Origin of the sequence: Flavobacterium johnsoniae UW101 (assembly GCF_000016645.1) — a bacterium.
GTDB classification, from domain to species: domain Bacteria; phylum Bacteroidota; class Bacteroidia; order Flavobacteriales; family Flavobacteriaceae; genus Flavobacterium; species Flavobacterium johnsoniae.
In genome coordinates, this window is the sequence record NC_009441.1 from 5,898,100 (window position 1) to 5,910,512 (window position 12,413).

The window sequence follows — 12,413 nt, forward strand, 5'->3', positions numbered from 1 at the left end:
TCCTTTTTCTTGACTATATATAGCGGACAGCACTAATATAAGAATATCATTAATTAAGTTTTATTTAATTTTTTTTATTGTTTCGAAAATTCTAATGGGAACAAATTCTGGAAAATCATTTACAATCTTTTGAATAACATCTTTTTTTAGAGAATCTTCTCTTTGATAAACATTTAAAAAAGGATATTTTCTTTTATATAAATTTTCAAGATCATGACCTTGAAATAAATTAAATTCGGAAGAAATATTTAATTTCCACCCATTGTATAAATTATATTCAATTACGTTAGCAGAAAACAAGCCTAAATCAACCAATATTTTATCAATTATCACCTGAGCTTCTGCAAGTTGTAAGTTTCCAATTTCTGAATATTTCGATATTGTTTCGAATCCGAATTCGGAGATTGGAACTTTTGCTTCTCTAATAAAAAGCAATCCCATCATTAATGGATCTAAAAGATAATTTTCAATTGAATACCTTTCGTTTTCTCCTAAAACAATTATCCTTCCTTTATTTTCATTCCTTGTATCCCAATCAATAATTCCATAAATTTGGTCATTACCATTATCATACAAGTTATTTACTACTTCAATTACATCAGTACAATTAGATCCATTTGAAGTTCTTGCTGGCAAATAAATTGGCTCAGATTCTATCTTGTCAATTGTTAAAAGAATATTAGTTAAAAGCTCATAATATGTTACATCATATTTACTCTCAACAAACACCTGTCTTCTTTTATCATTAGAAATTTTCAAAAATGGAATGTCACTTGACAATAATTCTACGGCTTTTTGTACTGAAATTTTATTTGGTATTGAATTTCCTCTTTCCATTTGATAAATTGAAATCCCATCTGACGAAATTATTGTAGTTGGTGAATGAGAAGTTATCAAACTAGGAATCTTACTTACTTTTACAATATGATTATTAAGTATATCAATCATTTTTCGAGACATGGAGGGATGCAATGCAGCGTCAGGTTCATCTATCAATAAAAGCTCAGGTTTATTATCTATTCCACTTGAATTATAAATTGCTAAAGCTAAAGACATTAAAACTTTCTCACCAGTTGACAAATCTTGTGATGAAATTTCTATTCCATTATTTTGATTAATTAATCTCAATTTAAAATTAGATTCTGCTCTTGTTCCACTGGGTGAATTTACAATATATGGTACATCTATCTCGGCAAGTATATTATTTACAAAATCCCATGGTGCAATACCATTTCTATTAATGAAATCATTATTAGATAAACCATCAGATTCTGTAGGAATATTTTTAGATTTATAATATATGTTTAATTCGTTTTCAATAAACAATCTATGATAATTTTTAAAAATTAGAGCAAATTGAGCTGTAAAAAAATCATTCTGAGCAATCATAGATGCATCAAAATAATTTGAAAAATCATCATCTGTAATATCTTCTATTTTTTTCCCTATTTTTTCTAAAACTTTTTTTATGGCAAATCTAAAACTCATATCACCACTTGAATTTATCAAATTACTCTCGGTTAATTCTACGCCTCTTTCTTTTAATGACTCAAGTGATTTTCTAAATGGATCCACTATACTTTTTATCCATCTTGTGATTACATCTGGATCACATTCTTCTTTAATATCTGAATTCAAACCATTAAAAGGAATGTATCTTACATAAGAAATTTTATTTCCATTTACATATACATCACTAATTATATTATTTGCAATTGCTTCTAACAAATGTGTCTTACCACTCCCATTTAAACCTGTTAAAACTGAAAAATTAGGAAGTTCAAACTCACAAACGTCTATAGATTTGTATTTATTTTTTATAACAATTTTTATCACTACTACTCTTTTTATATTTATTATAATACATTTTAAACAAAACCATCAATGTTCCCCATATCCAATATCATCCATTTTACCGCTGAAAACGCGATACTGAATAATAAAATAAATAATAACCAGAAACAAAGCGATAAAAAACCAGCTCAATCCGGCGCTTAATCCGTATTCATGAGCAGCGGTGTTGTAAATCGTTAACGACGGATTTACTTTATTGGTTGATGGCAGAACATTTGGAAAAATTGAAACAGCTGTTGAAGCAAATCCGCCTACTAAAAATAAAGTTGAAAATATAAATCCGTGACCGTCTTTTTTAAAGGAACGTACTTTAAATAAACCCGCAATACCAACAAAAGTTAAAAGCGGGAAAAACCACAAAATAGGATTTTCAACAAAATTATGAAACGGTTTCGGCTCTATAAAATGCCAGATTTGTAACGATATACAAACTAAAACCAGCAGAACAATATTCAAGACAAAAACCACTTTTTTGAGTTTTGGGTTCAACGATGAATTTGTTTTATAAATAATCCAGTTGGCACCGTGAATTGTTAGAGCAACCACACTCACAATTCCTAAGAAAAGTGTAAACCAGTCGATAATTCCCAATTCATTTGCCTGCGGACTAAAAGTTGGATTCCACAAAGGCAGAAAGAAAAAATGAGGTTCCTGAGTAGAAACGCCATTTTGAACCATTCCGAGATTGACACCGCGAACAATATTTCCTAAAGCAATTCCGAAGAATAACGCCAAAAGCAGACTCGCAATCCCGAAAGCTTTGTCCCAAATACTTTCCCACATTGGATTATGAATTTGTCCGCGCATTTCAAGTCCGATGGCACGGAAAATCAAAAGCCATAAAATCATAATCAACGGCAGATAAAAACCGCTGAAAGAGGATGCATATAAAGTTGGGAAAGCAAAAAACAAAACACCTCCGGCCGCAATAAGCCAAACTTCATTGGCATCCCAAAACGGACCAATGGCGCTTGTAATTGCTTTTTTATCTTTTTCTGTATCAGCAAAAAATAAATGAATTATTCCTGCTCCAAAATCGTAGCCGTCTAAAACCAGATAAACAGCCAGAATTCCCATTAAAACTACGTACCAAAAAAATTCCATACCTATATTTTTTCTGATGAAAGGTCCACATTATGAGGGCCTTTATTAATAATTTTTCCAACTAAAAGCAAAAACAACATTCCCAGTAAAAGGTATAAACCAATAAAACCCAGTAATGTAAACAAAGTATTTCCGGATGAAACCGTTGGCGAAGCGCCGGCTGCAGTTCGCATTAAATTGTAAACCAGCCACGGCTGTCTTCCTAATTCTGCCGTATACCAGCCTGTTGTATTGGCAATATATGGAAATGGCATCATGAACATCAAAGACCATAAAATCCATTTGGTTTGGAATAATTTTCCTCTGATTAATTGGAAAAGCGAAATCACCATTAATCCAATAAAAACCGTTCCAAGTCCTACCATAATATGATATGCATAATACAATCCCGAAATATTGGTTGGATGCAGGTCTTCTTCAAACTGATCTAAACCTTTTATTTCCTGCTCCCAGTTTCCGTAAGTCAGGAAACTTAAAATATTAGGAACGGCAATTTTATTATCGAGTTTTTTGTCTTTTACATCGGGCTGTCCTATTAAAACAATTTCAGAACCTTTTTTCTCGGTATGAAAAATTCCTTCCATTGCTGCAAAAGTTACAGGCTGATATTTTACAACATTTTTTGCCAGTAAATCTCCGGTTGGAACTGCTACAATTACACTCGAAATCAATCCGAAGATTACTCCCGTTTTTAGGAACAATTTCCCAAAAGAAACATTCTTCTTACTCAAAATATAAAAAGCACCAATTCCTGCCACAACAAACGAACTCGTAACTAAAGAAGCTGCCTGATTGTGTAAATAAGAAGGCCAAAGCCAAGGATTAAGGAATAAAGCCTGAAAATTATTCAATACAAATTTTCCGTTTTCGAGGATTTCATATCCAACAGGATTCTGCATCCAGGAATGTGTAGCAATAATTAAGTAACCGCTGGCCCAGGAACCTATCATAATTAATAATCCGGTTACAAAATGCCATTTATGGCCAAGGAGTTTTTCTCCAAATAAAAATAATCCCAGAAAAGAGGATTCGAGAAAGAAAGAAAACATTCCTTCCATTGCGAGAGTCTGGCCTATGATTCCTCCGGTTAATTCGGAGAATTTTGCCCAGTTGGTTCCAAATTGAAATTCCATTGGAATTCCTGTTACCACACCCATTGCAAAATTGAGGGCAAAGATTTTCATCCAGAAATGGGTGGCGTGATTGTATTGTTCGTTATTAGTTTTTAAGTATTTCCATTTGAAGTAAACAATGATGAGCGAAAGACCCATTGTAAGCTGCGGAAAAAGATAATGAAAAGTAATGGTGAAGGCGAATTGCATTCGGTCATAAAAGAGCATTTCTTCCATAATGGTAATTTGTTTATGAAGTTCTACAAATTTAACCATTAGAACCCGAATTAACCTCCTTTAAAAAAAGTTTATCACCTGATATTTGTTAAACTTTTCAACAATTTAAAGAGTAGAAATGACACTTGTCATTTTTTTGAGTTACATATAGTTTGTCATTTCTCCCTTCGGTCGAAATGACAAAATTGCGTATAGATTTGAGCATTTAAACATAGCCCGTGGTTTCAACCACGGGAAACGTATTGTGATTAAGCATGAGTCCTGCGGTTGAAACCGCATATTCTGTTTGATTACGTGATTATTTTTCTAAAATCCCTTTTTCTACACTTTCATTAATCAAACCTTCGGCATAATTCCATATCGATTTTGAGCCTTCTTTTATGATACTTTTCTTTTCATAGACTTTGTCATATTTCACTCCAAATTCTTTCCAGGTGCCGCCATTGTTAGACGTATTCTGCAATAAAGGTTCTAATCTGTCCATAGATCTGGCAAATTTAGCTTCGTTGGTTTCTCCCGCTTCAAATTCTTCCCAGATTGAAATAAATTCTTCGGCTTGATTTTTTGGCAGTAAACCAAAGATTCTGTTTGCGGCTAATCTTTCCTCATCAGTATTTGAGTGATTTTTTACTGTATCGTAAATAAAAACATCTCCCGCATCGATTTCTACAATATCATGAATCAAAACCATTTTTACAACTTTCAAAACGTCAATAGGTTCATTAGAATGTTCTGCCAGAACAATTGCCATTAACGCCAGATGCCAGCTGTGTTCTGCATCATTTTCACATCTGTCGCTGTTGAATAATTTTGTTTTGCGCTGAATGTATTTTACTTTATCAATTTCTTTTATAAAAGCAATTTGATCCAATAAGTCTTTTGTGTTCATTTTCTTTTTTATTTTGAAATGACATTCGTCATATGCAAAATTAAAGCTTAAAGCGTAATTGCTCAAGTTTAAACACATTTATATTAAAGCATATGACAAAATCCGCATTATTTTACACAAAAACCTAATTTCTGTAACATTAGTCACCTATTTTTTTAAAAAACAAAACTACCTTTGTATCCCATCATTTTACAACACCTATCATGAAAATAGAACAAATTTACACCGGATGCTTAGCACAAGGTGCATATTATATCACTTCAAATGGCGAAGCGGCCATTATTGATCCGCTTAGAGAAATACAGCCTTATTTAGATCGTTTAGAACGCGACGGAGTAAAGCTGCAATATATTTTTGAAACGCATTTTCACGCTGATTTCGTTTCAGGACACGTTGATTTAAGCAAAGAAACCGGAGCGCCAATTGTTTACGGTCCAAATGCTGCCTGCGAATTTGACTGCATTTCTGCAAAAGACGGACAGGAATTTAAAGTTGGAAAAGTAACGATCAAAGTTTTGCACACTCCGGGACATACTATGGAAAGCACGACTTTTTTACTTATTGACGAAAATGGAAAAGATCACGCTATTTTCTCTGGAGATACTTTATTTATTGGCGATGTAGGCCGTCCGGATTTAGCTCAAAAAGCTTCTGGAATGACTCAGGATCAATTGGCAGGAATTTTATTTCATTCGTTAAGAGATAAAATCATGACGCTGGCTGATGATGTAATTGTATATCCTGCTCATGGTGCGGGAAGTGCCTGCGGAAAAAACATGAGTAAAGAAACGGTTTCGACTATTGGAAATCAAAAAGCAACAAATTATGCTTTGCGCGCTGATATGACCGAAGCAGAATTTATAAAAGAAGTTACTGACGGATTATTGCCTCCTCCGGCCTATTTTAGTATGAACGTTGCCATGAACAAACAAGGTTACGAAAGTTTTGAAACGGTCTTGCATAATGGAATGAAGTCTATTAAAGCAGAAGAATTCGAGGCTGTGGCCGAAGAAACTGGAGCTTTAATTTTAGATACTCGTAAAAGCGGTGATTTTGCTAAAGGATTTATTCCGCAGTCAATTAATATAGGAATCAACGGTGATTTTGCACCGTGGGTTGGAACTTTAATTGGAGACGTAAAACAACCTATTATATTAGTAACCGAAGCTGGCTTAGAAGAAGAAACTGTTACACGCTTAAGCCGTGTAGGTTTTGACTCAATTATCGGGCATCTTGAAGGCGGTTTTGAAGCCTGGGAAAAAGCAGGTTTTGAAATTGATACGGTAAACCGAATTTCAGCAGAAGAATTTGCCGGAAAATTTAATATCAAAGAAGACAAGGTTATTGATGTTCGTAAGGAAACAGAATATGAAGCAGAGCATATCGAAGATGCTTACAGCAAACCTCTAGCTTATATTAATGACTGGGTAAAAGATATTAACCCAAATGAACATTTTTTCCTGCATTGTGCCGGCGGTTACCGCAGTATGATTGCGGCTTCTATTCTTCAAGCACGCGGATTTAGAAATTTTTCTGAAGTTGACGGCGGTTTCGGAGCAATCTCAAAAACAAATATTCCAAAATCAGATTTTGTTTGTCAAAGCAAAATATTAAAATAATTTTTGAGGTACAGAGGTTCAAAGGTGCAAAGCGACAAAGTTTTCCCTTTGAACCTCTGTACCTTTGAACCTTTGAACCTAAAAAATATGCTAGAAATTTTAAAAGAACCATGGCCTTGGTACGTAGCTGGCCCGCTAATTGGATTAACAGTTCCAATTTTATTAATTATCGGGAATAAATCTTTCGGGATTAGTTCGTCTCTGCGACATATTTGTGCGGCTTGTATTCCGTCGAATATTTCATTTTTTAAATACGACTGGAAAAAAGAAAGCTGGAATTTATTCTTTGTTTTCGGAATATTTCTGGGCGGTGTAATCGCTGCTTATTTGTTATCTAATCCAAATCCGGTAGAAATTACTCCGGAACTTTCAGAACAATTGGCTTCTTACGGAATTACAGATCATACTGGTTTAGTTCCGGTACAGCTGTTTTCATGGGAAAGTTTGTTTACTCTTCGCGGATTTATTATGATGGTCGTGGGCGGATTTTTAGTTGGTTTTGGAACGCGTTATGCTGGCGGATGTACAAGCGGACATGCAATTATGGGAATTTCAAATTTACAATGGCCTTCAGTCGTAGCTACAATTTGTTTTATGATTGGCGGTTTTGTAATGTCACTTTTGATTTTACCATATATTCTTTCACTTTAAAATTTTTAAAATGAGTAATTTAGAAAATAAAAATACAGACAACGAAGGAATCAACGCAAGTCATAAAAAAGAAACAGCATTCGCAAACCTTAAATATTTAATCGTTGGCATCTTTTTCGGAATTGTATTCGTAAAAGCCGAAATCATCAGCTGGTTTCGTATTCAGGAAATGTTTCATTTGCAGTCATTCCACATGTATGGTGTAATTGGAAGTGCAGTTGCGGTTGGAGTAATTTCAGTATTCCTAATTAAAAAATTAAACATCAAAACCCTTCAGGGCGAAAAAATCGAAATTCAGCCTAAAACTTTCAATAAAGGACAAATCTACGGAGGCCTGATGTTTGGTTTTGGATGGGCAATTACAGGAGCTTGTCCGGGGCCTCTTTTTGCTCAAATTGGTACTGGAGCAACAGTAATCGTGGTAACTTTGGTAAGTGCCATTGCAGGAACCTGGGTTTATGGTTTGATAAAAGACAAACTGCCTCATTAATTTTTTATATAATCCAAAAAATGAATTCTACTCAACAATTAGTTTTACGAAAAGCAGTTATTTCTGAAGTACCTGTTATTTGGGAAATACTGCAGGATGCCATTGAACAAAGAAGACTAGACGGAAGTACACAGTGGCAGGATGGTTATCCAAATGAGCTTACCATTAAAAATGACATTGAAAATGGTTATGGCTATGTGCTTACAGAAAATGAATCTATTTTGTGTTATGCTGCTATTATTTTTGGTAAAGATCCGGCTTACGAAAATATCGAGGGCAAATGGCTTAGCGATGGTGATTATACTGTTGTACACCGCGTAGCAGTTTCGAAATTGGCAAAAGGAAAAGGAATTGCCACAAAATTATTTGAAAAAATTGAAGGTTTATCTATTGAAAATAATATTTACAGCATAAAGGTTGATACTAATTTTGACAATGTTCCAATGCTGAAAATTTTAGACAAATTGAAATACACCTATTGCGGTGAAGTCTATTTAAGAGGCTCTGCAAGAAAAGCATTTGAAAAACTGCTGCATTAAAATATAGTTCTCAAAATATTCGATAACCCGACAGATTTTAAAAATCTGTCGGGTTTCTTTTTTAATAATTAATTCATTCCGTAGAAATGTCTCATTGGTAGAATTGAATTTGATTTCCATTTGTACCTTCCGCAGGAACGTTTGATTAATGAACCAATACATAATAAACAGGTGTCCTTACAGGATACAATACAAAACAATATTTTTTTCTACCAATGACACATTCATACGGAATATTTCTTCATCAATTTTTAATTTCATTTCGTTAAGTTTGCTTTAAACAAAAAGTCCCGTAAAAAATATGAATCGTTCAGAGCAGTTACTAAAACTACAAAATACCGAAAATTGGGACGTAATAATTATAGGCGGAGGAGCCAGCGGTTTAGGAACTGCAATTGATGCTGCCAGCCGAGGCTATAAAACCATCTTACTTGAAGCTGTAGATTTTGCCAAAGGAACTTCCAGCAGAAGTACCAAATTAGTTCATGGCGGTGTACGATATTTGGCGCAGGGAGATGTCCACTTAGTTAGAGAAGCATTAAAAGAGCGAGGTTTACTGGCACAAAATGCAAATCATTTGGTAAAAAACCAATCTTTTGTTATTCCAAATTACCATTGGTTAAGCGGTTACTTTTACACCATTGGATTAAAAATTTATGATCTATTATCAGGAGGTTTAAGTTTAGGGAGTTCTAAATATCTTTCCAAAAAGAAAACTATCGAAATGCTTCCAAATGTAGAAGAAGACGGACTTGTAAATGGTGTTATTTATCATGACGGGCAATTTGACGATTCTCGTTTGGCTGTAAATCTGGCTCAGACTGCGGTAGAAAACGGAGCTTGTGTTTTAAATTATACAAAAGTTATTAATTTAATAAAAGATGATAAAAATCAAATCACCGGCGTTCAGGCAGTTGATCAGGAAACCGGAATAAACTATAACATAAAAGGTGCAGTTGTAATAAATGCAACAGGAGTTTTTACAAATGCCATCATGAAGCTAAACGATAAAGTTTACAAAAAATATATCGTGCCGAGTCAGGGAATTCATTTGGTGTTTGATAAATCTTTTCTTCCAGGCGAACATGCTTTGATGATTCCGAAAACAAAAGATGGAAGAGTTTTATTTGCTGTTCCGTGGCACAATCACGTTGTAGTAGGTACAACCGACACTTTAATAAAAAAACAAAGTTTAGAACCTATTGCTTTAGAAAGCGAAATTGAATTTGTTTTAGAAACAGCACAGCGATTCCTTGCCAAAAAACCAACAAGAGCCGATGTATTATCTGTTTTTGCAGGTCTGCGTCCGTTAGCTGCTCCAAAAGAAGAAGGCAGAAGCACAAAAGAAGTTTCCAGAAGTCATAAAATTATAGTTTCAGAAACTGGATTGATAACCATAACAGGAGGTAAATGGACTACTTACCGAAAAATTGCCGAAGACATCATTGACAAAGCAATACTAAAAGGAAAACTTCCCAAAAAACCTTGTATTACACAAAACTTAAGCATTCACGGAAATAAACCTACAACGACTCTTGATAGGGAAAACCACTTGTATATTTATGGTTCTGATATTACAAAAATACTCCAGCTGCAAGAAAAAGAACCAGAATTAAAAGAAAAACTCCATCTTGATTATGAATTTACATTGGCAGAAATTGTTTGGGCTGTACGTTATGAAATGGCAAGAACTGTAGATGATATTCTGGCAAGACGTGTTCGATTATTGTTTTTGGATGCCAGAGCTGCAATTGAAGTATCTGAAAAAACAGCAAGGGTAATTGCAAAAGAACTTGGACATGATGAAAATTGGGTCGCTAAGGAAATTGCCGATTTTAAAGCGACATCTAAAGGATTTTTTCTCTCTGAATTTCGATAAGCAGTTCAAAATCAAAGTATATTTTAAACTCCTTCTATTTATGGTTAAAAAATTAGTCTTACAAAAATGCCTCAGCAATAAAAATATTTAAATCTGAATATTGTAGTTTAACTTTAAGTTAAATATCAACATATCAACTATTTAAACCCAGGAAATAAATTAACTTTAGGCATTAATAATTAATTATTTATACGGCTGTTTTTCATATTAACAAATAATTAACACAACACTTGTATATACAACTATTAAAAGCTATACATTTGTATATACAAATTATACACTTACGACTATGACAATTGAAGAGGTTATTAAGAGTACAGTTAAGATGGATAATGCGAAAAAAGTTATTCTGAACATTATGTACACACAAAATGTGATTCAGGATCATTTCAACGAGATAATGAAACCGTATGATTTGTCTGGAGAACAATATAATGTGCTGCGTATATTAAGAGGACAAAAAGGAAATCCTGCTAATATGTGTGTTATACAAGAACGTATGCTGGCAAAAACAAGTAATACAACACGATTAGTTGACAAGTTATTACTAAAGGAACTGGTAACAAGAAATGTTTGTCCGGACAATCGCAGAAAGATTGAAGTGCTGATTACACAAAAAGGACTTGATGTTTTAAAAGAATTAGACCCGAAAGTAGATGCGCACGAGCGTGCATTTGCCGAGAATATAAGTCCTGAAGAATTAGAATTATTAAATAAATTATTAGAAAAATACCGAACCCAACAAAATTAATATTATGAGCACATTATTAGATAATCTAAAATGGAGATATGCAACAAAGAAGTTTGATGCAACAAAAAAAATATCTGCTGCAGATTTAAATACTTTAAAAGAAGCTGTAAGATTAGCTGCTTCTTCATACGGATTACAACCTTATAAAGTAATTATTGTAGAAAATCCAGAAATTAGAGAAAAGTTAAAAGCAGCAGCTTATGGACAAACTCAAATTACTGATGCTTCACAATTATTCATTTTTGCAAACGACTTAAACGCAGGACCAGAATCTGTTGCTGCTTACATTAAAAACATCAGCGAAACAAGAGGTGTTCCTGCTGAAGCTTTAGGCGGATTTGCTGATATGATGAATGGTGTAATTTCAAACTTATCACAAGAAGCTAAAAACATCTGGACAGCAAAACAAACTTATATTGCTTTAGGAACTTTATTAGCTGCGGCTGCAGAATTAAAAATCGACGCTACACCAATGGAAGGATTTAATCCTGCTGCGTTTAACGAGATCTTAGGTTTCGATAAATTAGGTTTAAACGCTTCGGTTATTGCAACTGTAGGTTACAGACATGATGAAGACGATACGCAGCACTACAAAAAAGTTAGAAAATCTCACGAGGAATTATTTATCACTATATAATTATTTACAAATCTAAATTCAATTTTAACAACATGAAAAATTTAAAAACAATTGCAATTGCATTATTCGTAGCTGCTGCTGGTATTTCAGTAAACGCACAAACTAAAAAAATCGACGTAAAAGCTTCTACTATTAAATGGGTAGGTAAAAAAGTAACTGGAGAGCACTCTGGAACTGTAAACTTCAAAGACGGAGCTGTAGTTTTCAAAGGAAAAAAATTAACAGGTGGTTCATTTACTGTTGATATGACTTCATTAACAGCTACAGATTTAACTGGAGAATACCAAGGAAAATTAAACGGTCACTTAAAAGCTGACGATTTCTTTGGAACTGATAAATTCCCAACTTCTAAATTAGTTTTCAAAACTATTGGTGCTAAATCTGCTGACGTTTATACTGTAACTGCTGATTTAACTATTAAAGGAATTACTAAACCAGTAACTTTTGATATCACTGTAAACGGAAACACTGCAACAACTGCTTTCAAAGTTGACAGAACTAAATACGATATTAAATACAACTCTGGTAACTTCTTCGAAAACTTAGGAGACAAAACTATCAATGACGATTTCGAATTAGCTGTGTCTTTAAAATTCTAATTAAAGCTTACTAATTCAATATTATAAGAAAAACCCCGGCAGTTTGATTCTG

12 protein-coding genes are annotated in these 12,413 nt (G+C 33.7%); 8 read left to right on the top strand and 4 right to left on the bottom strand.

Translation table 11 applies throughout. The features are described 5' to 3' along the window. Nucleotides 1-60: 60 nt before the first annotated feature. The 4 genes from FJOH_RS25200 to FJOH_RS25215 all read right to left on the bottom strand — a co-directional run bounded on the left by FJOH_RS25200 (nt 61) and on the right by FJOH_RS25215 (nt 5,196). Nucleotides 61-1,836, bottom strand: coding sequence for an AAA family ATPase (locus tag FJOH_RS25200; RefSeq protein WP_012026842.1), 1,776 nt, complete (start codon nt 1,834-1,836; stop codon nt 61-63). Between the two features lie 45 nt (nt 1,837-1,881). Then, nucleotides 1,882-2,958, bottom strand: a complete 1,077-nt coding sequence (gene cydB / locus FJOH_RS25205) for a cytochrome d ubiquinol oxidase subunit II (RefSeq protein ID WP_012026843.1) — start codon at nt 2,956-2,958, stop codon at nt 1,882-1,884. A gap of 2 nt (nt 2,959-2,960) precedes the next feature. Continuing rightward, nucleotides 2,961-4,307 carry a cytochrome ubiquinol oxidase subunit I gene (locus FJOH_RS25210; protein WP_044048599.1) on the bottom strand — a complete coding sequence of 449 codons (1,347 nt, stop codon included), beginning with the start codon at nt 4,305-4,307 and terminating at the stop codon, nt 2,961-2,963. A 298-nt stretch (nt 4,308-4,605) separates the two neighbouring features. Then, on the bottom strand, nt 4,606-5,196 hold the full coding sequence (locus FJOH_RS25215) for an HD domain-containing protein (RefSeq protein WP_044048147.1): 591 nt from the start codon (nt 5,194-5,196) through the stop codon (nt 4,606-4,608). Nucleotides 5,197-5,399: 203 nt separating this feature from the next. On the opposite strand from FJOH_RS25215, the gene FJOH_RS25220 reads away from it, so the two are divergent. The 8 genes from FJOH_RS25220 to FJOH_RS25255 all read left to right on the top strand — a co-directional run bounded on the left by FJOH_RS25220 (nt 5,400) and on the right by FJOH_RS25255 (nt 12,361). Next, entirely contained in the window at nt 5,400-6,815 is a 1,416-nt protein-coding gene (locus tag FJOH_RS25220) for an MBL fold metallo-hydrolase (RefSeq protein ID WP_012026846.1), read from the top strand. An 87-nt stretch (nt 6,816-6,902) separates the two neighbouring features. After that, nucleotides 6,903-7,466 carry a YeeE/YedE family protein gene (locus tag FJOH_RS25225; RefSeq protein WP_012026847.1) on the top strand — a complete coding sequence of 188 codons (564 nt, stop codon included), beginning with the start codon at nt 6,903-6,905 and terminating at the stop codon, nt 7,464-7,466. A 10-nt stretch (nt 7,467-7,476) separates the two neighbouring features. Next, nucleotides 7,477-7,956, top strand: a complete 480-nt coding sequence (locus tag FJOH_RS25230; RefSeq protein ID WP_012026848.1) for a DUF6691 family protein — start codon at nt 7,477-7,479, stop codon at nt 7,954-7,956. 20 nt (nt 7,957-7,976) lie between these two features. Beyond that, nucleotides 7,977-8,495 (top strand): GNAT family N-acetyltransferase, encoded by a 519-nt coding sequence (locus tag FJOH_RS25235; RefSeq protein WP_012026849.1) that lies wholly within the window; start codon nt 7,977-7,979, stop codon nt 8,493-8,495. Between the two features lie 301 nt (nt 8,496-8,796). Beyond that, entirely contained in the window at nt 8,797-10,374 is a 1,578-nt protein-coding gene (locus FJOH_RS25240) for a glycerol-3-phosphate dehydrogenase/oxidase (protein WP_012026850.1), read from the top strand. A 289-nt stretch (nt 10,375-10,663) separates the two neighbouring features. Continuing rightward, on the top strand, nt 10,664-11,125 hold the full coding sequence (locus FJOH_RS25245; protein ID WP_012026851.1) for a MarR family winged helix-turn-helix transcriptional regulator: 462 nt from the start codon (nt 10,664-10,666) through the stop codon (nt 11,123-11,125). A 4-nt stretch (nt 11,126-11,129) separates the two neighbouring features. After that, nucleotides 11,130-11,762 (top strand): NAD(P)H-dependent oxidoreductase, encoded by a 633-nt coding sequence (locus FJOH_RS25250; protein ID WP_012026852.1) that lies wholly within the window; start codon nt 11,130-11,132, stop codon nt 11,760-11,762. 32 nt (nt 11,763-11,794) lie between these two features. Then, nucleotides 11,795-12,361, top strand: a complete 567-nt coding sequence (locus tag FJOH_RS25255) for a YceI family protein (protein ID WP_012026853.1) — start codon at nt 11,795-11,797, stop codon at nt 12,359-12,361. Nucleotides 12,362-12,413 lie beyond the last annotated feature (52 nt).

Coding starts and splice junctions, on each gene's coding strand:
- cydB (WP_012026843.1), bottom strand. CDS start 2,958: ATGGAATTTTTTTGGTACGTAGTTTTAATGGGAATTCTGGCTGTTTAT.
- FJOH_RS25210 (WP_044048599.1), bottom strand. CDS start 4,307: ATGGAAGAAATGCTCTTTTATGACCGAATGCAATTCGCCTTCACCATT.
- FJOH_RS25215 (WP_044048147.1), bottom strand. CDS start 5,196: ATGAACACAAAAGACTTATTGGATCAAATTGCTTTTATAAAAGAAATT.
- FJOH_RS25220 (WP_012026846.1), top strand. CDS start 5,400: ATGAAAATAGAACAAATTTACACCGGATGCTTAGCACAAGGTGCATAT.
- FJOH_RS25225 (WP_012026847.1), top strand. CDS start 6,903: ATGCTAGAAATTTTAAAAGAACCATGGCCTTGGTACGTAGCTGGCCCG.
- FJOH_RS25230 (WP_012026848.1), top strand. CDS start 7,477: ATGAGTAATTTAGAAAATAAAAATACAGACAACGAAGGAATCAACGCA.
- FJOH_RS25235 (WP_012026849.1), top strand. CDS start 7,977: ATGAATTCTACTCAACAATTAGTTTTACGAAAAGCAGTTATTTCTGAA.
- FJOH_RS25240 (WP_012026850.1), top strand. CDS start 8,797: ATGAATCGTTCAGAGCAGTTACTAAAACTACAAAATACCGAAAATTGG.
- FJOH_RS25245 (WP_012026851.1), top strand. CDS start 10,664: ATGACAATTGAAGAGGTTATTAAGAGTACAGTTAAGATGGATAATGCG.
- FJOH_RS25250 (WP_012026852.1), top strand. CDS start 11,130: ATGAGCACATTATTAGATAATCTAAAATGGAGATATGCAACAAAGAAG.
- FJOH_RS25255 (WP_012026853.1), top strand. CDS start 11,795: ATGAAAAATTTAAAAACAATTGCAATTGCATTATTCGTAGCTGCTGCT.